The sequence below is a fragment of the Hymenobacter psychrotolerans DSM 18569 genome, assembly GCF_900142395.1.
Lineage (GTDB): Bacteria > Bacteroidota > Bacteroidia > Cytophagales > Hymenobacteraceae > Hymenobacter > Hymenobacter psychrotolerans.
In genome coordinates this window covers 185,619-207,660 of record NZ_FRAS01000001.1, presented here as the reverse complement: position 1 = coordinate 207,660, position 22,042 = coordinate 185,619, and the positions used below count along the sequence as shown (strand labels likewise).

Genomic DNA, 22,042 nt, shown 5'->3' with positions numbered 1-22,042 from the left:
GTCCGATTACGTACCCTCAAGTTGCCGCCTAATGACCCCTCTTGGAATTCAGTTGAGCTTGTCCTTTCTCTGGGCGTTCCTGGTGGCCCTGTTCGCAGTGCCTTCCATTATCTACATTGCTCACCTGAAAAACATGCTCGATACGCCCAATGTGCGTACCGTGCACGAGTCGCTCACGCCCCGGCTGGGCGGCGTAGCTGTTTTTGCGGGCTTTATGTCGGCCCTTACCATTTTCGCTGACCTCGGCAATGGTATCCAGCAGCTGCTGGCAGGGTGCATCGTGCTGTTCTTCGTCGGGCTGAAAGATGACCTGGTTTCCATTTCCGTGTCGAAGAAGTTTGTGGGCCAGTTGCTGGCTACCGGCATCGTCATGATTATGGCGGATGTGCGCCTGACCAGCTTCCAGGGAATTCTGGGTATCCACGAATTGCCCGTGGGCATCAGCTACGCCTTTACTTTCTTCGTGATTGTGGGCATCACCAATGCCATCAACCTGATTGATGGCCTCGATGGTCTGGCGGGCTCCATTGTGCTGATTGTCGTGAGCACCTTCGGCTACTACTTTGTGCGCTACGGCGGGGCCAGTTACGGCAACTACGTTTTTGTATCGGTGTGCCTGATTGGCGGCATCCTGGGCTTCCTGCGCTACAACTTCCATCGGGCCAGCATCTTCATGGGCGACACCGGCTCGTTGGTGTGCGGCTTCATCGTTTCGGTACTTACCATTCAGTTCATTGAAATGGGGCTGAAGGTGGGCCAGCCCTTCGGCTCGTCGTCGCCGGCGGTAGCAGCCGGTATTCTTTTCGTGCCGCTTTTCGATACGCTGCGCGTGTTTATCGTGCGCATGATGGCCGGCCGCTCCCCATTTGCCCCCGACAAAAACCACGTGCATCACCGTATTCTGGCCATGGGGTTCCAGCAAATCAGCACGGTCATGCTGCTGGGCCTGCTGAATCTGGTGGTTATTCTGTTTGTAATCAACTTCTCGGAGCTCGGCAATACCGTACTGATCGGCGCTCTGGTCGGTTTTTCCTTGCTTCTGAGCGTATTTCTGGGTGTCTACCGCAGCCGCAGTGCTGAGCAGCGCGTGGCTTCCTGACGGCAGTCCTGATGGAGAGCAGACGACTAAGCGTGGTATTGCGTGCCGGCTGGCGGCTTTGGCTGGTGCTACTGCTAGTGCTGCCGCTGCCAGCGGCCTGGGCGGCCGAGTATCGCCCGTTGCCGCCCGCACCCCGAAGTGGCCTCTCCAGCGACTGGCTGATTCATGACGAGGCGCGCAACCGGCTCGTGCTCTACCTGCCTGACTACCATGCCCCGGCGCACGCCTACTACCAGTGGCTCACGTTGCGGCCGCCGCAGCCCTTCGAAATTTCCTTTGCGGCTCGCGCCGGCCAAAGCCTGTTCCTGGACAACCGGCTGGTATTTACGGCCACTGCTACTGCTTCCTACACGCTGGATTTGGCAAAGCTGCTGCCCGCCGGATTAGGGCCCGGACCCCATTTGCTGTGCGTCTGGCATCCGCAGGCTTCGCCCAACCTCAGCTCTTTCACGGATGTGCGCCTGGCCCAGCAGGCTCCAGTCAGCAAAGCCAAAACCACTACCACGGCTGCCTTGGCTCAGCCACTGGCCCGCAGTCATCCCGGCGAAAACGTGTTCCTGCTTTTTCTGCTGCTTATCGGGTTGCTATACGGCAGCATCCGGGCCGCTTATCAGCCTGGGTTTGCCCGCATCTATCAGTTTGAAGGATTGTGGAGCAAGTCAGCCAGCGAGCAGGATTTTCTGGTGAAACCAACTGTCACATGGCTCAATATTCTGCTGGTGCTGGTCTTCTCGCTCTCGTTTGCGCTGCTTCTGGTCGCCATCCACACCAACGTGCAGCATATCATCATCCTGCGGCGCCTGTTCGACGTGCCGGAGTCGGCCCTGGTATCCCGTATTCTCCTTTACACTGCCTTGATAGCCGGCTTTCTGCTCGGCAAGTATCTGTTCCTGGAACTGATGGGCTATATCTTCGATGTGGGGGAGTTGGTAATGGTGCAATACCGGGAATTTGTTAGGACTATCCTGTTTCTTGGCCTCTGCCTGCCGTTGGTGATGCTACTCTATCTGGGGCTCAATCAGGCCTTGCCGGAAACAGTGCTTTGGGTCTCCAATGGAGTGGTTTCCTTGCTGTTGGTAGGAACCGTCATCCGGGTGGCCCGCACCATTCATCGCAGATCCTCCCTACTAAATCTGCATTTGTTTTCGTACCTTTGCGCCACAGAAGTGATTCCACTGGTCATTCTGCTGAAGCTGATTGTTTTTACGTACTAAGCTGCTGCTGTTCAGCTAGCACGGGCTGCCCAATTGGTTTTTTATCGCCCGAGACTTACCCTTTTCTTTACTATATGGCCGAGAGCAAAGACAAACCGGGGACGGGCCGTCATGCCAAGCGAATCTCCAGCATCCTTGTCACCCAGCCTAAGCCGACCAACGACGTTTCTCCTTACTTCACCATTGCCGAACGCTACGGCATCAAGGTGGATTTTCGGGAGTTTATCGACGTGCAGCCGGTTCCATACAAGGATTTTCGCAAAGAGAAAGTCAATATTCTTGAGCATACGGCTGTCATTTTCACCAGCCGTAACGCCGTAGACCATTTCTTTCGCATCTGCCAGGAAGCTAAACTGGAAATGCCGGCGGAAATGAAGTACTTCTGCATCTCGGAGCAGACCGCCAACTACCTGCAGAAGTATATCGTCTTGCGCAAGCGCAAGCTGTTTGTAGGGCTGCGCACGGCTGTTGATTTGTTCGAGGTCATCAAGAAGCACAAAAGCGAGAAGTTCCTGTATCCCTGCTCCGATATCCGCAAGGATGATATTCCGGAGTTTATGCGGGCCAACAGCTTCAAGTTCACGGAGGCGGTTATCTACCGCACTGTGGCCAGCGACCTGTCGGACCTGTCGGACGTTAAGTATGACTGCATTGCCTTCTTCAGCCCGTCCGGCATCAGTTCCCTGTTCATCAACTTCCCCGATTTCGAGCAGAACGGAACGCGCATTGCGGCTTTCGGGCCTACTACGGCCAAAGCTGTGCTCGATGCAGGCCTGGAGCTAGACATAGAAGCGCCGCATCCGAATGCCCCATCCATGACGGGCGCTATTGAGGCCTATATACGTCACCATCACGGCCCTGACATCGGGAAGGAGAAAAACAAGAGCGGAAAACAAAGCGCTTAAAGTCATAAACGGGGGAGCAGATATTCTGCTCCCCCGTTTGTTTTTTTAGCGGGATTTGTTGCACAGGCTTTTTTCCATACATTTGGAAACCACTTACGTTGTCCCACCCCACTCGTAACGCACCCAAAATCAGTTGTTTCTATGAAGGGAACTTTACTTTCCACCCTCTTGCTGACCACCGTTGCGGGCACTGCTCTCGCTCAGCAGCAGCCGCAGTTCACCCACTACGGCTTCAACGGCATGTACCTGAATCCTGCCTATGCCGGCATCAAAGGACAAGGGGAAATAACGGCCATCGGCCGTTATCAGTACTTCAACTACAAAGCCAGCTTCGATGATGGCGGCGAGCCCAAGACCTACATGATTACCGGCTCCTTGCCAGTACGCGTGCTGGGTGGTGGTATCGGCTTTCATCTTTACCGCGACGAAATTGCGCAGTTCGAAATGACGAACGCCCAGATTTCGTATTCGAAGCACTTTGAGCTAGGCGAAGGCAAACTGGGCATTGGTGTTCAGGGTATCTATAACTACCTGTCAAAGGGAGTCTATCGGGCAATCGACCCGGATGATGCCACTGTACCACGTGACGGTTCCGACAGCAAGATCGACGCAGGTGTTGGTGTATGGTATGAGTCGCCGACCTTCTACGCTGGTCTGAGCATGAACAACCTGCTCCGTTCGGAGTACAACTTCACGAGCGAAAGCACGAGCAGCAGCAATATGGCGAAATACATCGGCGAAAACCACTCCTACTTCACGGCTGGTTACAATATCGAAGCGTCTTCGTCCGTTGTTGTTACTCCATCCGTGCTGGTTAAGATGGTGATGCCCGGCAAGTTCGGCGATGATGGAAAGTTCACGTTCAAGAACAACTCGTACGAGGCAAATGTTCGGGCGACCTTCAATGACAAGTTCTGGGGTGGCCTAGGTTACCGCTACGACGAGTCGTTTACGGGCATGGCTGGCCTGGCTCTCGCCAAAGACAATGCTTTGCGCTTGGGCTACGCCTTCGACTTTGTTGCATTCAACCAAGATGCGCGTGCACTGAGCTCGCACGAGATTATGCTATCCTATCGCCTGCCCAAACCAGGCATGGCTACAAAACCGGCTATTCGTACGCCGCGATATAGCTTCTAGACTATTTGGCTGTGGTGGACCACCCCGGTGCCCTGATTACGTGGAGAAAGGATTTCTAGCTGACGCACACTAACTCTTTGCCTCTCATCGTTTAACTGGCAGTACCGCCGGTTCGTAGACAAACGAAAGGCATTGAGCGATAGGCTTGCGCACGAACGTAAGATTCGCTAGATTTGCCAGCTCACAAAATTGTAATCTTCGGATATCGCCGCCTTAACAGCCTTTTTCTTCCTCACATGAACAAGTTTCTCGTATTGCCTCTCGTTGCCATTTCGGCTCTGATTTTGGGGGGCTGTGGTTTTGGCAAAGGACCGCAAGGCGACCTAGTCGGAGCAGAGGACCGTCCCGAATTTAATCCTCAGGAAGTTCCTTATGGTATGGTTCCTTGCCCGGGTGGAACGTTCCACATGGGCCAGACTGACCAGGATATATCGGCGTCTATGGTGAACATGAATAAGCAGGTAACTATTGCCGGCTTTTACATGGACGAGACAGAAATCACCAACAACGAGTACCGTCAATTCATGAATGCCATCCGGCAGGATTCAATTGATGTTCTGGGGGAAGAGTACGTGATGACGGAACTGTACCCCGACACTACTGTGTGGGTACGGGACTTCACCTATCACATGGGTGACCCGCTGATGGAGTACTACTACACTCACCCGGCCTTCGACGACTACCCTGTAGTCGGAGTTGACTGGTTCGCCGCTAAGTATTTCTGCAACTGGCGCACTAAAAACAAAAATGCTGCAAACGAAGAAGCAGGTCTGGCTCCAACGCCAAACTTCCGCTTGCCTTCGGAAGCCGAATGGGAGTACGCTGCCCGTGGTGGCCGCGACTTGGCTACCTATCCTTGGGGTGGTCCTTACCTGCGTAACTCGAAAGGGTGCATGCTGGCCAACTTTAAGCCCGGCCGTGGCGACTATGCTTCGGATGGTTACGCTTACACTTCGCCGGTAGGGGCGTTCTTCCCCAACGACTTTGGCCTGTACGATATGTCGGGCAACGTTGCTGAGTGGTGCGACGATGCTTACATGGAAGCTTCGGTACCAGTCGTATGGGACATGAACCCGACCAACCCGGATGATAACGAGCCTCGCAAAGTAGTGCGTGGCGGCTCTTGGAAAGACATTGCTTACTTCCTCGAAACGGGTACCCGCAATTTCGAATACCAGGATTCCTCGCGTTCCTTCATCGGTTTCCGCACTGCCATGATTCAGATTGGCATGGGCACGAACAGCAGCCTGAACTAGTTTTAGCCGCTTACTGCAACATAATTCCCTCACCACCCGCGTTTCCTTTTTTGCTTTTCACCCAATCACCAAACTCTTCTTTCACAATCAACTCACATGGCAGCTAAAGGCGGTAATTTTTTCTTCGATAAGGTGATGCCGATGGTTTACGGCATTGGCGCTGCAGTCGTAATTGTCGGAGCTCTATTCAAAATTCAGCACTGGAAAGGCGCTGACACTATGCTCATTATTGGTCTGGGTACCGAGGCTCTCATCTTTCTGCTGAGCGCCTTCCAGCCCCAGCACAAAGACCCGGATTGGGCTCTGGTGTATCCTGAACTGTCGGAAGGATATGATCCTTCGGTGAACAGCAACAAGTTTGTAGAAGACAACAACAGCAAAGGTCTGACGCGCAAGCTGGATGACATGCTGAAGGATGCCAACGTAACGCCCGAGGCTATTTCGTCGCTGGGCCAGGGCCTGAACCGCCTGAGCACTACCACGCAGCAGCTTTCGTCGCTGGGCGACGCTACCAACGCTACGGAGGAGTACACGGCTAAGGTTCGCACGGCAGCTACCTCGCTGGAGCGTATCAACGAGGCGTATGCCAACACCGCTCAGGCTATGAGCGCCATGTCGGATGCCACGCAGGATGCTAAAGAGTATCACGTGCAGGTACAGAACGTAACCAAGAACTTGGGCGCTCTGAATGCTGTGTATGAAATGGAACTGCAGGATGCCAACACGCACCTCAAGTCCATGAACCAGTTCTACGGTACGCTGAGCCAGGCCATGCAGAACATGACGGACGCCAGCAAGGACACCGAAAAGTTCAAAGACGAAGTAGCTGCTCTGACGGGCAACCTGAACTCGCTGAACCGGGTGTACGGCAACATGCTGAATGCTATGCGTGCTACCAGCTAAGGCTGAGTAGTAACGCATCGAAATTTCGGTCCCACTCTTTATATAAGATAGGTAGACACAATGGCGGGAGGCAAAGAAACTCCGCGGCAGAAGATGATTGGCATGATGTACCTGGTACTGACTGCACTTCTAGCCCTACAGGTAAACTCAGCAATTCTGCTCAAATTCAAGTTCCTTGATGACAGCCTCTTCGGTATCAACGAAAAGGTGTCGAAATCGAACGATGGCACGGTAAAGGGCATTGCAGCACAGGTTGAAAAGAACCGCAACACTGCCGCCGACGTAGCCGTTTTGAAGCAGAGCGAAGAAATTCGTGAGCGTACCAAGCAGATGATTGATTATCTGCGCGGTCTACGCGACAAACTCGTGACAGCCACGGAAAACACCAAAGGCAAGAACGAGTACAAAAACATGAGCGCCGAAGACAAAGTGGCCATCACGATGCTCGGCGGTAAGAAAGATGGTGCTGCGTATGAAATGAAGAACAAACTCAATGAGTATTCTTCTTACATCCAGAAATTCGTTCCTAACGCAAGCCCTCTGGCTCTTGATGCTAAAGAGGACCCAATGGTGACGGATCCGGAGCAGCGTTCGAAGAACTTCGCAGAACTCAACTTCGAGAACACGCCGCTGGTAGCTGCTCTGGCTACACTGTCGCAGAAGGAAACCGAAGTACTGCGTTACGAATCGGATGCTCTGGCTGCACAATCGGCTAAAGTAGGTGGCAACATCATCGTATTCGACAAGGTTGGTGCTTTCGCCAGTGCCGAGTCGAACACGGTAGCCGCTGGTACCAAGTACAAAGCGGAATTGTTCCTGACGGCTTCAGCCACAGGCCTGCGCCCGACCATGACGCTGAATGGTTCGCCACTGGCAGTAGATGCTACCACTGGCAAAGGCAAAGTAGAGTTCACAGCCCGCCCGGGTGCATTTGATGCTGCCGGCAACGCCAAGGCTTCTTGGAAAGGTACCATCCGCTTCAAGCAGAACGGCCGTGACACCACGTTCAACGTGACCGTACCGTATACGGTTACCAAGCCGGTAATGCAGATTCAGTCGGCTTCGGTGCAGGCGCTGTACTTCAGGTGCGGTAACAAGCTGAGCGTACAGGTGCCCGCATTGGGCGCTCAATATGAGCCCAGCTTCTCTGCTTCGGGTGCTTCTACTATCAAAGGTTCGGCTAAAGGCGAAGTAACGCTGGTGCCTAACGCGAAAGAAGTAACACTGAACGTAAGCAGCGGTGGCAATCCTATCGGTTCGCAAACCTTCCAGGTTCGCCCGATTCCGAAGCCCGAAATCAAATGCATCGTAGGTGGCCGCGAGGCTAACGAGAAGCAAGGAACGCCCATCACGGCTGTGCGCAATCTGAGCCTGAAGGCTATTCCGGATGCAGGTTTCGCTACGTTCCTTCCGGATGATGCCCGCTTCCGTGTAACTCGCTATGAGGTGACGCTGGTACGTGGCAAGCGTCCGGCTATGCCTACCCGCACGGTTAATGGTCCTGATGTCAGCCTGAACGACGTAGTAAACTCGGCTCGCGAAGGCGACCGTCTTTATATCGAAGTAAAAGAGGTTCAGCGTATGAACTTCCAAGGCAACACGGAGCAGGTTAACGTGTCGAAACAGTTCAACGTGCCGTTGTTGTAATCAGTTGATGAACTAAAAGCGTCTGATTCGCTTTCCAGCATTTATGAATAAGGTTCTTTCTCTCGCTGCCCTGGCAGCTGGTCTTACGCTCTCACTGTCGGCTTCGGCGCAGGAGCAGGCTACTACTGCGAGCAGCAACGGCTCCTACCGTCCGATTCCGAATTCGGATATCATGTTCCGTAAAACGATTTGGCGGGCCGTAGATCTGCGCGAAAAGCAGAACAAGCCGATGTTCTCGGAAGGCAAAGAAATCAGCCGTGTCATCATTGATGCTGTGAAGCGGGGTGAGCTGGTTGCTTACCGCAATGACTCGCTGACGACGACTTTCACCGGCGCTGAGGTAACATCCAACATGTCGTACGCGGAATCTTCTGCCGGCTTGAGCGACGAAGAAAAAGCTGCTGGTTTCTCAGAGGATACCGGTGATGACTGGGGTGCTCCAAAGAAAAAAGGGGCTAAGCCAGTTGCCAAGACTCCAGCCGCACCACCGAGCTACGAGTACCGCTACAAGGACCTGTATCAGATGGAACTGAAGGAGGACATGATCTTCGACAAGAAACGGTCGCGGATGTATCATGATATCAAAACCATTACGCTACTGGTTCCTTCAACGCTGAGCTCTAATGCGTCCGGTATCGAAAAGCCTATCGGCACGTTCAAATACAGCGACTTGGTGAAGGTGTTCCGTAACAATCCGGACAAAGCCATCTGGTTCAACTCGCAGAACGATGCGCAGCACAAGAACCTTGCTGATGCCTTCGAGCTGTGGCTGTTCAACTCGTACATCGTGAAGGTGTCCAACCCGAACGACGCGCGTCTGGATGAAATATACGGTGGTCAGCAGCAGGGCATCCTTGCCTCGCAGCAGGCTGCTTCCGACCTCATCGAATACGAATACAACCTCTGGAGCTTCTAGAAACCCGGTTGTAATCAGAATATAAAAAGCCCCGACCATGCAGATGGTCGGGGCTTTTTGCTTTCAGCCTGGGCTGTGAATAGAATGCTAATCGGCCGAAGATTCCTGACTGAAGTAATCTAGTAGCACGCGGGCCTTGGCTTTGCCGATTTCCGCTGTCAGGTCGGCTTCGGAAAGCTCCTTGATTTTCTTCACCGACTTGTATTTGAGCAGCAGCTTTTCGGCGGTAACGGGGCCCAGTCCTTTCACGTCCGTTAGCTCGGTTTTGAGCGTCGCGGCGTCGCGGCGGCTGCGGTGGAAGGTGATACCGAAACGGTGAGCCTCGTCGCGCATGCGCTGAATCAGGCGTAGAGTTTCGCTTTTCTTGTCGATGTAGAGCGGCAGTGGGTCATTGGGAACGTAGATTTCCTCCAGCCGCTTGGCAATGCCGATGATGGGAATCTGGCCCCAGATGCCCAGGTCCTTCAAGGCCTTCACGCCCATGCCCAACTGGCCTTTGCCACCATCCACAACAATGAGCTGCGGCAGCGAAGCTCCTTCATCCAAGAGGCGGCGGTAGCGGCGCGTCACGATTTCATACATCGAGTCGAAGTCGTTGGGCCCGACGACGGTTTTGATGTGGAAGTGGCGGTAGTCCTTTTTACTAGGCTTGGCATTGCGGAAACACACCATTGCGGCCACCGGGTTGTCGCCCTGGAAGTTGGAGTTGTCGAAGCATTCGATGTGCTTCGGCAACTCCTTTAGGCGCAAATCCTTTTTGGCCGTCTCCATAATCCGAACCTCATTGAGGTCTTTGCTACGGTCGGACATGCTTTCCTTCTCCTTGCGCAGGTACAGCACGTTTTTGATGCTAAGCTCCAGCAGCTTGCGCTTATCACCAATCTGGGGCTGCGCAATGGCCACGCCAGGCAGCGGCAGATCGGGCACGGGCACGTTGGTCAGGATTTCCTTCGACTGGCTCTCGAACTCCTCACGCATCTGCATAATCATGGGCGCCAGAATCTCCTCATCGGGCTCGTCCAGCTTCTTCTGCACTTCGATTGACTGCGTGAGGATGATGGAGCCGTTCATCACCTTGAGGTAGTTGATAAAGGCCAGCTTCTCGTTGGATGCAATGCTGAATACGTCGATGTTGGACAGCGCCGCATTGACGATGGTGCTTTTGGCCTGGAATTCATCGAGCCGGTCGAGCTTGAGCTTGAACTGGTGCGCCTGCTCGTATTGCATATCCTGGGCGGCCTGCGTCATTTTCTCACGGAAATACTGCTTAGGCAGGCGTAGGTCGCCGTTGAGAATCTGCCGGATCTGGTGGATGTACTGCTGGTAGGTTTCCTCGTCTTCCTTGGCTTCACAGGGGCCTTTGCAGTTGCCCAGATGGTACTCTAGGCACACTTTGAACTTGCCAGCCGCTACATTTTCCGGGGAGAGGTTGTAGGTGCAGGTGCGCAGCGGATACAGCATCCGAATCATCTCCAGCAGTACGTTCATGGCCGTCAGGTTGGCATAGGGGCCGTAGTAGCGGCCGTCGCCGGGGCGCTTGTTGCGGGTCGGAATCAGGCGCGGGAAACGCTCATTGGTGAGCAGCAGGTACGGATAGGTCTTGCCGTCTTTTAGCAGGATGTTGTACTTGGGCTGGTGCTGCTTGATGAGGTTGTTTTCCAGCAGAAACGCGTCTGATTCGCTGTCCACAATCGTGAATTCGATGCGCTTGATGTTCTTAACCAGCTGCTGGGTCTTCTTGTTGTGGTCCTGCTTGGTGAAGTAGCTGCTCACCCGCTTGCGCAGGTCGATGGCCTTGCCCACATAGATAATACCCTCATCATCGAAGTATTTATACACCCCAGGGCGGTGGGGAAGCTGGCGGATTTGCTCTTGCAGGTGTTCTTTAGCAGCCATAGAATGCTGAATGAAGCAGATGGGATGGTAGTGCGCCAGCGGCAATGCGGCCATGCCGGCCACACCGTGCTGATGGTGGAAATACGGGGAAACCGGCCGCTGGTGCGAGTGTAAACAAAAAACGTGGCCGGTAAGTCCCGGCCACGTTCATACATGCAGAATAAAGAGGGCTTAAATATCCTGCTCGTTGAGGTCGTCCAGCTCTACCTGGTTGAGCTTCTGGTCATAAGGGATGGTGTCGCGCTGTGTGGCGCCGTTGTAGTAGCGCGAGCAGTTGATTTCCACGCTCAGCGTGTCGGGCTTGGGGAAAGCGCCTTTGCTGATGCCGATGCTCTTGTCGGCGTACACCTTCTTCATAAAGATGCCGTAGAGCGGCAGCGCCAGGCGGGCGCCCTGCCCATACGTGCCCGTGCGGAAGTGAATGCTGCGGTCTTCGCCGCCCACCCAGGTGCCGCACACCAAGTCGGGCGTGAGGCCCATAAACCAGCCGTCGGAGTAGTTGGAAGTGGTGCCGGTTTTGCCGCCCATCTCATACGGAAACTTAAAGCCGCCTTTCAGCACCACCGAAGAGCCGCCTTGCTCTTCCAGGGCGCCCCGCAGCATATACGTCATCAGGTAGGCCGTTTCCTCGCTCAGAGCTTCGCGGGTCTGCGGCACGAACTCGCGGAGCACGTTGCCGTTCTTATCCTCAATGCGGGTCACCATCATCGGGGAGGTCCAGATGCCTTTATTGACGAAGGTGCTGTAGGCGCCGGTCAGCTCGAAGATGCTGACATCGGAAGAGCCGAAGCCGATGGCCGGCACCGCATCAATAGGGGAGGTGATGCCGAGGCGCTTGGCGTAGCTGGCTACCACATCGGGGCCCAGCTTCTGCACCAGCCACGCCGTAATGGAGTTCATAGAGCGGGCCAGCGCCTGCCGCAGCGTGAATGTGCGGCCCGAGAATGTGCCCTCGTAGTTGCGGGGCGTGTAGGCAGGCCGGCCACGCTCGGCCGGGAAGGTCGTCGCCACGTCGGGGCGCTGGTAGCAGGGCGAGTAGCCCTGGTCGATGGCCGCCACGTAGACGAACGGCTTGAACGTGGAGCCCGGCTGGCGCTTGCCCTGCTTCACGTGGTCATACTTGATGTATTTGTAGTTGATGCCGCCCACCCAGGCTTTAATCTGCCCATTGAGCGGGTTCATAGCCATGAACCCGGAATGCAGCAGGCGCTTGTAGTACGCCAGCGAGTCCATAGGCGACATCGTCACCTCTTTCTCGCCGCCATTCCAGGTGAAGACTTTCATCTTGTACTTCTTGTTCAGATAGTATTTGATGGAGTCCTTGTTGCCGTCGAAGCGGGCATTGAGCGACTGGTAGCGCGCCGTGCGCTGCATGGCGGTGCTAAGGAAGTTGGGAATCACCCGGCCGCTTTCATCGCGCCAGGGCTGCTGGCCTTTCCAGTGCGCATCGAACCACTTCTGCTGCAGCTTCATATGCTCGGCTACGGCGGCCTCGGCGTACTTCTGCATCCGCGAGTCAATCGTGGTGTAGATTTTCAGGCCGTCCGAATACAAGTCGTGCTCGGTTTCCTTGGCCCAGCTGCGCAGCGTCTTGCTAAGCTCGGTCCGGAAATAGGGCGCTATACCATCGTTCTGGTTCTCGACCTTATAGTCGAGCTTGATGGGCTTCTCGATGCTGGCCGTGTACGTAGGCGCGTCGATGTAGCCGTACTTGTTCATCTGGCTCAGCACCCAGTTGCGGCGGCGCTTGGAGCGTTCCGGGTTGCGCACCGGATTAAACCACGAAGGCCCGTTCACCAAGCCTACCAGCAGGGCAGATTCTTCGAGCGAGAGGTTGCGCGGCTTCTTGTTGAAAAACGTTTTAGCGGCTACATTGATGCCAAACGCATTCGACCCAAATTCGGCCGTATTGAGGTACATGCGCAAAATTTCGCGCTTGGTATAGTTACGCTCGAGCCGCACCGCCAGAATCCACTCCTTGGTTTTGTTGATGACCATTCCCAGGCCGCGCACATCGTTCAGGCGGCCATTGTTGAGGTCTTCGCGGGTGCGGAAGAGTAGCTTGGCAAGCTGCTGGCTCAGCGTAGAGCCGCCGCCGTTCTTGCCGCCCAGCACAATGCCCGCCGCTACCCGTGCCATGGCTTTGGGGTCGATGCCGGAATGCTCCTCAAACCGAGCGTCCTCGGTGGCAATCAGCGCATCGATAGTGGTTTGGGCGAGTTCCTCGTAGCTGACCGGCGTACGGTTTTCGCGGAAATACTTGCCCATCAGTACCCCATCGGCAGAATACACCTCGGAAGCCAGCTCACTGCGCGGGCTTTCGAGAGTCTTCAGGTTGGGCATCTGCCCAAACAAGTCGGCAAAGTTGATACTGACCGCAAAAATAAACAGGACAAACGCCAGAATGCCACCGCCGAACAGCAGCCACAGGGTGCGCGTGAGGGCGGTGAAGCGTCCGGGACGCTGCGGTTTGCGGGAGTTTGTTTTGGTTTTGGTGGCAGGATAAGCCATTCGTTACTTCTGAATAAGGGGACAGACCCCCCGGCCCAGCTTCCTGCACCCGCTTATAGCACAGGGTAATGGGCCAGGCTGCCTGCCTCAGGACTATTTGGAGTAAGCCTGCTGGTAGAAACGCTGATACTCTTCTACGTCGCGTCGTTGCAGCAGCAGCGGCAGGTTATCAATACCGATGATGAGCGTTTGGTAACCCGCACCACGCAACCGGCTCAGCGGTGACTGAGGGCCGCGTAGTTTCAGGGCGTAGCTCTGGGCCACCTTCGCAGTGGGCAGCGCCTGCACCACCACCAGGGTAAGTGAGTCGCCCAGGGGCTGCTGCTGCACCTGCAGCTTGTTGGCCTGGTAGTAGCGGCCGTTGTAGGTAGTCAGCTGAGCCGGCAACCCGGCAACCGGCGCGGCTCCGGCAGGAAACACCAGCACAATGGCGTGGCCGTTGGCTGGGTTGGCAGTATACGGCGAAGCCGGAGTGGCGGGGGCGGGTGCAGAAACAGGCGGAGGCGGTGTACCGGCCGGGGCAGGAGTAGCCGCAGGGGCTGTGGCTGGCTCAGTGCTAGGCGTAGGGGCCGCGGAAGCAGGAGCTGCAGTGGCGGGCGCGGCTGTTTTTGGGGCTTTCGGAGGTTTCTGGCCGCGGGCACGGGCCTGCGCTGCCGCCATGCGCGCCGCTTTCACGGGGTCAACAGCCGGTTCGGTTGTAGCAGGGGCAGTCTTCGCCGGTTCTGCGGGCACTACCGGCGCGTCTGTGGGGGCAGCTTTAGCGTCCGGGGCTGTGGCAGGCAGCTTGGAGTTGGCCGCCGGAGGGGCATTCTTAGACGCAGCCGGAGTAGTTACGGGAGGCGCTACGCTGGCCGGCGTTTCGTTCTCGGCGTAGTAGATGCGCATGCGGTTATTCACCTCCCCGGGCCGGAATATCGATACCACCGGCTTCTGGGTAGAAGCCAAGGCACCTGTTATTCCGCCAGCTTCATACTTTTTGTAAGAGTTCAGCAGATTGCGCGCCTCATTGCCCAGGGGGGTAGAGGGGTAGTCTTTGGTGAACTGCTCTACGGCCGCTTTGGCTACCAGCGGCGGCTGCGTCCGGATGGCAATCAGCGTCCGCAGGAACGCTATCCGGTCGTTTAGGTCGTTTTCGGGGTAGCGCTTGGTGGTACGGGCCAGCACCGCAGTAGCCTTCTTAAACTCCTGGGCCTTGTAGAACACAAAGGCCGAATCGACGTGTACCGCTACTTCCTGATTCACGAGCGAGGTGCGCCGCAGATACTCCGGATCGGCAGCCAGGCGGGCATATGCTGTATTCGGGAATTCCTGCCGCAGGCGCTGCGCGTACACTTCGGCCTTAGCCAGCTCGTTCTGCTCTTTATAGATCAGGTAGAGGCTATAGTAGGCTTCGGGCAGGTGTTTGCTGGCCGTGAAGCGCGTGGTGAGTGTCTCGTAGGTCTGGGCGGCGGGTACCGGCTCACGCAACTGCTGGTTGTAGATGCCGCCCAACGTGAACAGCGCCTCTTCTACCAGCTGCTCCGAAGCCTTCATCAGCTCGGGTGTGAGGGGCAGCGCCTGCCGGTACTGCGCTACCAATGCGCGCTGCTGAGCGGCCGGATCTTCCACGGCCCGCCCCAGCTCGGAGGTAGCCCCGGCCGTGACGTTAGTTTTATTTGCTCCGGCAATACTTACCGGCACGTTGCCGCCCCGGTCCGTCACGGGCGAGGAGCTGGCTACGCTCACAATACGCCAATTGTCCTGCAAAGGCCGGTCGCCCCACTTCCGGATAAAGTCGCCGCGGGCCGTACTCAGGGAGGTCGGGTTGTCGAAATACCACTTCGCGCCGGTGCTGCCGTTGATGAAGTCCTCCGGGTCGATGCCGGTTTGCAGGTCGCGGGAGGCGCTGACGCCCGTTGCGGTCTGGCGGCGGCTCTCCTGCTCCTTGCGGGCGGCTAGTGCTTCGGCTTCCTTGCGGCGGGCCATCAGTTCAGCATCCGCAAAAGCCATCAGGCGGGTCCGCAGGGCCGCCGTGTCCAGGCGGGCCAGGGCCTGCAGGCTGTCCTGCGTTTCGATGATGGTATACTGCTGGGCGAAGTCCTTAAGAATAGCCGCCCGCTCGGCCGTGGCAGCGTAGCCCGGAGCCTCCTTGGGCAGGTTCTGCACTGTGCTGTCGTAGTAGGCGGCAGCAAGGCGGTACTTCTGCAGGTTTTCGTAATAGATGCGGCCGGCCAGCAGATACGTGTAGGATTTCTGGGCCCGATTGCTGGTAGTGGCCCGTGCCGACTGCTCCAGCAGCTTCAGGGCTTCGGGGTAGCGTTGCTGCCGGTAGTCGAGGCGCGCCATCTCATAGTAGATTTTGTCGCGGTACTCCTTGTTTTTGGTATCCTTGAGCAGTTTGGCGAAATACTTGTCTAAGCGGGCTTTGTCGGTGGTGTTCAGATCCGAAACCTGGCCCAGCATCAGCTTGGCAAAGAAGTCCAGCTCGTAGGGCGGGTTCTTCTTCAGAATACGGTTCAACTCAGCGTAGGCCTTTTTATCCTCGCCCTGGTTCTGGTACAGCTGCGCCAGAATGTAGCGCGTGCGCGACTGTTCGTTCTTCTGCTCGATGAGCGGAATGGCCTTTTCCAGGTTCTCGATGGCTTTGGCCGGCTCTTCGGTCTTGATGTAGTAATCGGCGCGGGTCAGGAACAGCTCCTTGGCACTGGCTTCGCGGCCCTCCTCTTTGTCGAGCAGGTCCGATACGGCTTTGGCGTTTTCAAGCTCCTTAGTAGCCACAAACGTGCGCATCAGCCAGATCAGCGCCTCGTGCTTGGCATCGGAGTCTTTGCTGATGCTGTTGACGTACTTGAACGTCTTGGCCGCGTCCTCATACTCCATTGTATAGAAGCGGCTCTTGCCGATGAGGATGTACGCGTCATCGGTCCAGTCAGAAGCGGAGCGGTGCTGAATCGGCAGGGAGGCTTTTTTCACCACATCCTCCATGTCCGTGGCCACGAGTTTCGCGCCGGCCTCGTCCATGGTCGGAAACAGCGGCAGCACCCGGTTGTAGTCGTTCTGGCGGGCGTTGTAGAGCTTGGTTTCCGTTTCGCGCATTTTCTCGCGAGCCAGAAAATAAGCGTTGTCGCGGGCCACTATGTTGTCGTAGGCATGGCCGATGAGGCCTCGGCGCTCAGAGGCGCAGCCCCCCACGCCGGCCAGCATAAGCAGCGCTGCCAAGGGCCTGGAGAGCGTACGGAAGCAAGAAGATAGAGTCAAAGCAGAAGTCGGGAGCATAGCTTACGAATACGCCAACGCCGAAAACCAGACGGTTTGTTCAGCTTGTGCGCGGCCTGGCAGTCATAACGACGCACATTGGGTAAAATTACGCCTTTTTCCCGGCCGCCGCCCGTAGCTTGCTCCGCATCGTTTGCCGTACACTACCAGCTGCCCGCTACAGGGCTGCTTTCACCTCTTGCCTCTGTTTCCACTATGGCCGTCTCTACGCCCGATCCGCAGCCGCCCCGCGGCAGTAATTTTGCCCGCTTTATGGGAGTAGGCTTTCAGATGCTGGCCACCATCGGCGCGTGCACCTGGCTGGGGCTTTGGCTGGATAAGCGCTTCGGCCTGGAGCCCTGGGGCACAGTGGGGCTCACCTTGTTCGGGGTATTTGCGGCCATGTATCTGGTCATCCGGGAGGTATCGGAAAAGTAGCGAAGCGGGTAGCCGCTGCTATGCTCCCGACGAAAGTAGGACAAACACGCGGTTGGTAGCGTTTGCCGCCGTACCTTTGCGGCCCCATCCTCTAAACGCCCCGCGTTGCTACGATTTTTTCGTCTGCTGCTGCTGCTGGTAGTGTTCCTCTATGGCACACTCTATCTGCTAGATGCTCGCTACGGCACGGCCGTGGTGCATCCGCTGGCGCCTTACGTGCTGGGGTTCTTCGCGGGACTAACGGCGCTTATCTATTGGTTTACGGCCCGGCTGGTACGCGCCAACGCCGATAATTTCATGGGTGCCTACTTCGGGTCGATGGTTGCACGCATGTTGCTCTCCGTCACGCTGGTGCTGGTGTATCTGTTTGCGGGCGGCGGAAGTGAAGGCCGCGACGGGCAGTGGACGTTTATCGGCTGCTTCTTTGTCCTCTATTTTCTCTTTGCCGGGTTTGAAATCTGGGCTGTTCTGAGTAACTTGCGCCCGTTTTCAAAACCGGGTGGAGCAGCAAAATAAACTTTTTGCGACTAAAACCTTAAAACGTTCTGAATGAAGCGCTTACTTGTAGCTATCTTCTGTTTCCTTTCGGTTGCCGCTTATGCCAATGAGCCTGCAGCAACAACCGCTGAGGCTACCGATAAGGAGGCATTCAGTCCCGGTGAGATGATTCTGCACCACATCGGCGATTCGCACGAGTGGCATTTCGCTACCATCGGCGACGAGGCCCATGGCACGCACCTCACTATTCCACTGCCGGTTATTGCATACCGTCCTGCTCAGGGCCTGAGCGTTTTCTCGTCGTCGCAGCTGGCGGAAGGCAAAGTATACGACGGCCTCAAGCTGGAGCATGAGCACCTCGTCGCGGAAGATGGCAGCAAGGTGTATGATTTCTCCATCACCAAGAACGTGGCTTCCCTCATGCTGAGTGCCGCTCTGCTACTCGTAGTGTTCACGGCAGTAGCCCGTGGCTACGCCAAGCGTGGTACGGGTGCTCCCAAAGGCATTCAGTCTTTCTTCGAGCCGATTATCGTCTTCATCCGCGACGAAGTAGCCAAGAAGTCTATTGGGCCGAAGTATGAGCGCTACATGCCGTATCTGCTCACCGTGTTCTTCTTCATCTGGTTCAACAACCTGATGGGCCTGATGCCCGGCGGCGCTAACCTGACCGGCAACATTGCCGTGACGCTGACGCTGGCCGTACTGACGCTGCTCATTACACTGTTCAGCTCCAACAAAAACTACTGGCATCACATCTTCGCTACGCCCGGCGTGCCGAAGGCGCTGCTGCCCATCATGATTCCGGTGGAACTCATTGGTATCGTGGTGAAACCATTCTCGCTGATGGTTCGTCTGTTCGCCAACATTACAGCCGGCCACATCGTTATCCTGAGCTTTATCTCGCTCATCTTCATTTTTGGTAGCGTAACTGTAGCTCCCGTCACGCTGGCTTTCGGCTTGTTCATCAACATGCTGGAGCTGCTGGTAGCTATTCTGCAGGCCTACATCTTCACGCTGCTGACGGCCATGTACATCGGTGGCGCAGTAGAAGAGCACCATGATGCCGACTACCAGATGGGTGGCGGCGACGGCGCTGATACGGCCCATACCCATTAACAACACCCGCGTTCATTTTCCTGATTTTTTCGTTTTCCACTCCCCACAAACCTTTTTTTATGCTTCTTTCTCTGTTGTTGCAGATTGCTAACGCCGCTGGTCTGGCTGTATTTGGTGCCGCTATCGGTGCTGGTCTGGTTGCTCTGGGTGCCGGTCTGGGTATCGGCCGCATTGGTGGTCAGGCTATGGAAGCCATCGGCCGTCAGCCGGAAGCTTCGGGCAAGATCCAGACTGCTATGCTGATCGTAGCTGCTCTGATCGAGGGTCTGGCCCTGTTCGCAGTAGTAGTCTGCCTGCTGATTTCGTTCAAACTCTAGGGATAGAGGTAGTACACGAGCAGCCCGCTGCGCGCGTCGCTTCAGCGCACGGCGTGGCGGGCTGTCTTGGTTTTCCCGGGTTGGCTGGCGGAGCCAGTTGCGTTGCACAGGCGCCCTCGGCCGCAACCGGGATTCAACGTATTCACCACTGATTTCTCTACTCCCTTATGCAAATTGTAACGCCCGAATTAGGCCTTATCTTTTGGCAGCTGGTGATTTTTGGTATCGTGCTGCTGCTGTTGCGCGCGTTTGCCTGGAAACCCATCCTGAGCTCGTTGAAAGAGCGGGAAAGCTCCATTGATGATGCGCTGCGCATGGCCGACCAGGCCAAGCTCGAAATGCAGCAGCTGAAAGCCGGCAACGAAAAGCTGCTGGCTGAGGCCCGGCTGGAGCGTGACCGTATTCTGAAGGAAGCCACGGAAATTTCAAACCAGCTCATTGAGACGGCGAAAACCAAGGCGACGGAAGAAGGCGGCCGCATGATCGTGCAGGCCCGCGAAGCCATTCAGAACGAGAAAAACGCCGCCCTGGCCGAGGTGAAAAACACCGCCGCCAAGCTTTCCATCGATATTGCGGAGCGTATTCTGCGCCGCGAGCTGACCGACCAACCGGCCCAGCAGCAACTCGTGGACTCGTACCTGAAGGAAGTAAAATTGAATTAGTCCGTTGGGGGTTGTCAGTTTTCAGTTGTCAGTTGCCGGGCGTCAAATCCAGGCACACCACAGCTAAAAACTGACAACTGACAACTAACAACTGACACCTACACGCAATGTCTGAACTACGAGTTGCCTCCCGCTATGCCAAATCGTTGCTCGATCTGGCCGAGGAGCAGGGTACGCTGGAGCAGGTAAAGCAGGACATGGAGCTGTTCAACAACACGTTGACCGAAAACCGTGACCTGCGCCTGTTGCTGCGCAACCCCATCGTCAAGCACGACAAGAAGCTGGCTATCCTGCGCGCCGTATTTGGAGGCAAAGTGTCGACTCTCACCGAGAAGTTCTTCACCATTGTTACCCAGAAAAACCGCGAAAGCGCGCTGGAATTCATCGGCTCCGAGTTCCTGAACCAATTCAACACCCTGCGCGGCGTGCAAATGGCCGAAGTCACGACGGCCACGCCGCTGACTCCGGCACTGCGTGCTGAGGTAGAGGCGCTGGTTCGCCAGCAGACCGGCCTGCAGCAGGTTATTCTCACCGAGAAAGTTGATGCTTCGCTGATTGGCGGCTTCGTGCTGCGCATCGGCGACCGGCTGATAGATGACTCCGTGAGCTTCCGGTTGCGCAAACTGCGCACCGAATTCTCGAAGAACCCCTACCAATCTCAACTATAATCCACATGGCAGAAGTACGTCCGGATGAAGTATCCGCCATTCTGCGGGAGCAGTTGTCCAACTTCAAAACCGAAGCCGAACTCGAAGAGGTTGGTACGGTGCTGCAGGTTGGCGACGGTGTAGCCCGCATCTACGGCCTGGCCAAAGCCCAGTCGGGGGAATTGCTCGAATTTGAAAATGGCCTGCAGGCCCTGGTGCTCAACCTGGAAGAAGACAACGTAGGTGCCGTAATGCTCGGCGACTACAGCGAAATCCGGGAAGGTGCTACCGTGCGCCGCACCAATAAGATTGCCTCCATTCAGGTAGGCGAAGGCATCGTGGGCCGCGTGGTCAACACGCTGGGCCAGCCTATCGACGGCCGCGGCCCCATCCAGGGCCAGACCTACGATATGCCCCTGGAGCGCAAAGCTCCCGGCGTTATCTTCCGTCAGCCCGTAACGGAGCCCATGCAAACGGGTATCAAGGCTATTGACGCCATGATTCCGATTGGTCGGGGTCAGCGCGAGCTGATCATCGGCGACCGTCAGACGGGTAAGTCAACGGTAGCTATTGACACCATCCTGAACCAGCGCGAGTTCTTCGAGCGTGGCGAGCCGGTTTTCTGCATCTACGTAGCCGTAGGCCAGAAAGCCTCGACCGTGGCGCAGGTAGTAAACGCCCTGACCAAGGGTGGTGCAATGGACTACACGGTAGTGGTGTCGGCTTCGGCTTCTGACCCGGCTCCGATGCAGTTCTTTGCTCCCTTCACGGGTGCTGCCATCGGCGAGTTCTTCCGCGACACGGGCCGTCCGGCCCTGGTTGTATATGATGACTTGTCGAAGCAGGCGGTAGCGTACCGCGAAGTGTCGCTGTTGCTGCGTCGTCCTCCCGGACGTGAGGCGTATCCCGGCGACGTATTCTACCTGCACAGCCGCCTGCTCGAGCGTGCCGCGAAGATCAACGCTTCCGACACCATCGCCAAGGACATGAACGACCTGCCCGAGAGCATCAAGCACCTCGTGAAAGGTGGTGGCTCGCTGACGGCTCTGCCGCTCATCGAAACGCAGGCTGGTGACGTTTCGGCGTACATCCCGACCAACGTAATTTCGATTACGGACGGCCAGATCTTCCTCGAAACCAACCTCTTCAACTCGGGTATCCGCCCCGCCATCAACGTAGGTATCTCGGTATCGCGCGTAGGTGGTAACGCGCAGATCAAGTCGATGAAGAAGGTGTCGGGTACGCTGAAGCTGGATCAGGCGCAGTTCCGCGAGCTGGAAGCCTTTGCCAAGTTCGGCTCGGACCTCGATGCCTCGACCAAGCTGACCATTGAGCGCGGCCGTCGTAACCTTGAAATCCTGAAGCAGCCCCAGTTCTCGCCCCAGCGCGTAGAAGACCAGGTAGCCGTCATCTACGCCGCTACCAACGGCCTGCTCGACCAGGTGCCCGTGAACAAGGTGCGCGAGTTCGAGAAGGAGTTCGTGCAGGTGCTGAACACCCGTCATCCGGAGGTGCTGCAGGGCCTGAAAGCCGGCAAGCTCGATGACACCATCACCGGTGCCATCCGTCAGGTAGCCAAAGACCTGTCGGCGGTATACGCCAGTAAGTAACCAGTTGATTGTTGGTTGTTGCTTGTTGGATGTTTG

The 22,042-nt window shown here is 56.3% G+C and carries 18 protein-coding genes; 15 read left to right on the top strand and 3 right to left on the bottom strand.

What is annotated here, in order from left to right; all coding sequences use genetic code 11:
* The first annotated feature begins 31 nt into the window (after positions 1-31).
* The 8 genes from BUE15_RS00880 to porN all read left to right on the top strand — a co-directional run bounded on the left by BUE15_RS00880 (position 32) and on the right by porN (position 9,077).
* Positions 32-1,099, top strand: coding sequence for an MraY family glycosyltransferase (locus BUE15_RS00880; RefSeq protein ID WP_073280803.1), 1,068 nt, complete (start codon positions 32-34; stop codon positions 1,097-1,099).
* An 11-nt stretch (positions 1,100-1,110) separates the two neighbouring features.
* On the top strand, positions 1,111-2,313 hold the full coding sequence (locus BUE15_RS00875) for a DUF4271 domain-containing protein (protein ID WP_084548729.1): 1,203 nt from the start codon (positions 1,111-1,113) through the stop codon (positions 2,311-2,313).
* Between the two features lie 74 nt (positions 2,314-2,387).
* On the top strand, positions 2,388-3,218 hold the full coding sequence (locus BUE15_RS00870; protein WP_073280802.1) for a uroporphyrinogen-III synthase: 831 nt from the start codon (positions 2,388-2,390) through the stop codon (positions 3,216-3,218).
* Positions 3,219-3,359: 141 nt separating this feature from the next.
* Positions 3,360-4,355 (top strand): PorP/SprF family type IX secretion system membrane protein, encoded by a 996-nt coding sequence (locus BUE15_RS00865; protein ID WP_073280801.1) that lies wholly within the window; start codon positions 3,360-3,362, stop codon positions 4,353-4,355.
* 236 nt (positions 4,356-4,591) lie between these two features.
* A complete protein-coding gene (porK, locus tag BUE15_RS00860; protein WP_073280800.1) occupies positions 4,592-5,611 on the top strand; it encodes a T9SS ring complex lipoprotein PorK/GldK in 1,020 nt (339 codons plus the stop codon).
* Between the two features lie 96 nt (positions 5,612-5,707).
* Positions 5,708-6,514: a type IX secretion system motor protein PorL/GldL gene (gene porL, locus BUE15_RS00855; protein WP_073280799.1), complete on the top strand. Its 807-nt coding sequence runs from the start codon at positions 5,708-5,710 to the stop codon at positions 6,512-6,514.
* 60 nt (positions 6,515-6,574) lie between these two features.
* Positions 6,575-8,161 (top strand): type IX secretion system motor protein PorM/GldM, encoded by a 1,587-nt coding sequence (gene porM, locus BUE15_RS00850; RefSeq protein WP_073280798.1) that lies wholly within the window; start codon positions 6,575-6,577, stop codon positions 8,159-8,161.
* A gap of 43 nt (positions 8,162-8,204) precedes the next feature.
* Complete coding sequence (gene porN, locus BUE15_RS00845; protein WP_073280797.1) at positions 8,205-9,077, top strand: type IX secretion system ring subunit PorN/GldN; 873 nt, start codon at positions 8,205-8,207, stop codon at positions 9,075-9,077.
* Positions 9,078-9,164: 87 nt separating this feature from the next.
* Here the strand turns inward: porN and uvrC are convergent, their stop codons facing one another.
* From uvrC to porW, 3 genes are all read right to left on the bottom strand, one after another.
* Positions 9,165-10,973: an excinuclease ABC subunit UvrC gene (gene uvrC / locus BUE15_RS00840; RefSeq protein WP_073281158.1), complete on the bottom strand. Its 1,809-nt coding sequence runs from the start codon at positions 10,971-10,973 to the stop codon at positions 9,165-9,167.
* A gap of 171 nt (positions 10,974-11,144) precedes the next feature.
* Positions 11,145-13,484: a penicillin-binding protein 1A gene (locus BUE15_RS00835; protein ID WP_084548728.1), complete on the bottom strand. Its 2,340-nt coding sequence runs from the start codon at positions 13,482-13,484 to the stop codon at positions 11,145-11,147.
* Positions 13,485-13,577: 93 nt separating this feature from the next.
* Positions 13,578-16,682: a type IX secretion system periplasmic lipoprotein PorW/SprE gene (gene porW, locus BUE15_RS00830; RefSeq protein ID WP_073280796.1), complete on the bottom strand. Its 3,105-nt coding sequence runs from the start codon at positions 16,680-16,682 to the stop codon at positions 13,578-13,580.
* Positions 16,683-16,934: 252 nt separating this feature from the next.
* On the opposite strand from porW, the gene BUE15_RS00825 reads away from it, so the two are divergent.
* From BUE15_RS00825 to atpA, 7 genes are all read left to right on the top strand, one after another.
* The gene (locus BUE15_RS00825; RefSeq protein WP_073280795.1) at positions 16,935-17,156 is read left to right on the top strand and encodes an AtpZ/AtpI family protein; all 222 of its coding nucleotides are present in this window, start codon (positions 16,935-16,937) and stop codon (positions 17,154-17,156) included.
* A gap of 141 nt (positions 17,157-17,297) precedes the next feature.
* Positions 17,298-17,672: a hypothetical protein gene (locus BUE15_RS00820; protein WP_139252065.1), complete on the top strand. Its 375-nt coding sequence runs from the start codon at positions 17,298-17,300 to the stop codon at positions 17,670-17,672.
* Between the two features lie 33 nt (positions 17,673-17,705).
* On the top strand, positions 17,706-18,770 hold the full coding sequence (gene atpB, locus BUE15_RS00815; protein WP_073280793.1) for a F0F1 ATP synthase subunit A: 1,065 nt from the start codon (positions 17,706-17,708) through the stop codon (positions 18,768-18,770).
* A gap of 59 nt (positions 18,771-18,829) precedes the next feature.
* Positions 18,830-19,087, top strand: coding sequence for an ATP synthase F0 subunit C (gene atpE, locus BUE15_RS00810; RefSeq protein ID WP_044000749.1), 258 nt, complete (start codon positions 18,830-18,832; stop codon positions 19,085-19,087).
* 167 nt (positions 19,088-19,254) lie between these two features.
* Positions 19,255-19,749: a F0F1 ATP synthase subunit B gene (locus BUE15_RS00805; protein WP_073280792.1), complete on the top strand. Its 495-nt coding sequence runs from the start codon at positions 19,255-19,257 to the stop codon at positions 19,747-19,749.
* Between the two features lie 107 nt (positions 19,750-19,856).
* Positions 19,857-20,417, top strand: a complete 561-nt coding sequence (gene atpH, locus BUE15_RS00800; RefSeq protein WP_073280791.1) for an ATP synthase F1 subunit delta — start codon at positions 19,857-19,859, stop codon at positions 20,415-20,417.
* 5 nt (positions 20,418-20,422) lie between these two features.
* Positions 20,423-22,006: a F0F1 ATP synthase subunit alpha gene (gene atpA, locus BUE15_RS00795; protein WP_073280790.1), complete on the top strand. Its 1,584-nt coding sequence runs from the start codon at positions 20,423-20,425 to the stop codon at positions 22,004-22,006.
* The last annotated feature ends 36 nt before the right edge of the window (positions 22,007-22,042 follow it).

What these genes read in the sequence shown, in the direction of transcription:
- BUE15_RS00880 (WP_073280803.1), top strand. Translation starts at nt 32, where the DNA reads ATGACCCCTCTTGGAATTCAGTTGAGCTTGTCCTTTCTCTGGGCGTTC.
- BUE15_RS00875 (WP_084548729.1), top strand. Translation starts at nt 1,111, where the DNA reads ATGGAGAGCAGACGACTAAGCGTGGTATTGCGTGCCGGCTGGCGGCTT.
- BUE15_RS00870 (WP_073280802.1), top strand. Translation starts at nt 2,388, where the DNA reads ATGGCCGAGAGCAAAGACAAACCGGGGACGGGCCGTCATGCCAAGCGA.
- BUE15_RS00865 (WP_073280801.1), top strand. Translation starts at nt 3,360, where the DNA reads ATGAAGGGAACTTTACTTTCCACCCTCTTGCTGACCACCGTTGCGGGC.
- porK (WP_073280800.1), top strand. Translation starts at nt 4,592, where the DNA reads ATGAACAAGTTTCTCGTATTGCCTCTCGTTGCCATTTCGGCTCTGATT.
- porL (WP_073280799.1), top strand. Translation starts at nt 5,708, where the DNA reads ATGGCAGCTAAAGGCGGTAATTTTTTCTTCGATAAGGTGATGCCGATG.
- porM (WP_073280798.1), top strand. Translation starts at nt 6,575, where the DNA reads ATGGCGGGAGGCAAAGAAACTCCGCGGCAGAAGATGATTGGCATGATG.
- porN (WP_073280797.1), top strand. Translation starts at nt 8,205, where the DNA reads ATGAATAAGGTTCTTTCTCTCGCTGCCCTGGCAGCTGGTCTTACGCTC.
- uvrC (WP_073281158.1), bottom strand. Translation starts at nt 10,973, where the DNA reads ATGGCTGCTAAAGAACACCTGCAAGAGCAAATCCGCCAGCTTCCCCAC.
- BUE15_RS00835 (WP_084548728.1), bottom strand. Translation starts at nt 13,484, where the DNA reads ATGGCTTATCCTGCCACCAAAACCAAAACAAACTCCCGCAAACCGCAG.
- BUE15_RS00825 (WP_073280795.1), top strand. Translation starts at nt 16,935, where the DNA reads ATGGCCGTCTCTACGCCCGATCCGCAGCCGCCCCGCGGCAGTAATTTT.
- atpB (WP_073280793.1), top strand. Translation starts at nt 17,706, where the DNA reads ATGAAGCGCTTACTTGTAGCTATCTTCTGTTTCCTTTCGGTTGCCGCT.
- atpE (WP_044000749.1), top strand. Translation starts at nt 18,830, where the DNA reads ATGCTTCTTTCTCTGTTGTTGCAGATTGCTAACGCCGCTGGTCTGGCT.
- BUE15_RS00805 (WP_073280792.1), top strand. Translation starts at nt 19,255, where the DNA reads ATGCAAATTGTAACGCCCGAATTAGGCCTTATCTTTTGGCAGCTGGTG.
- atpH (WP_073280791.1), top strand. Translation starts at nt 19,857, where the DNA reads ATGTCTGAACTACGAGTTGCCTCCCGCTATGCCAAATCGTTGCTCGAT.
- atpA (WP_073280790.1), top strand. Translation starts at nt 20,423, where the DNA reads ATGGCAGAAGTACGTCCGGATGAAGTATCCGCCATTCTGCGGGAGCAG.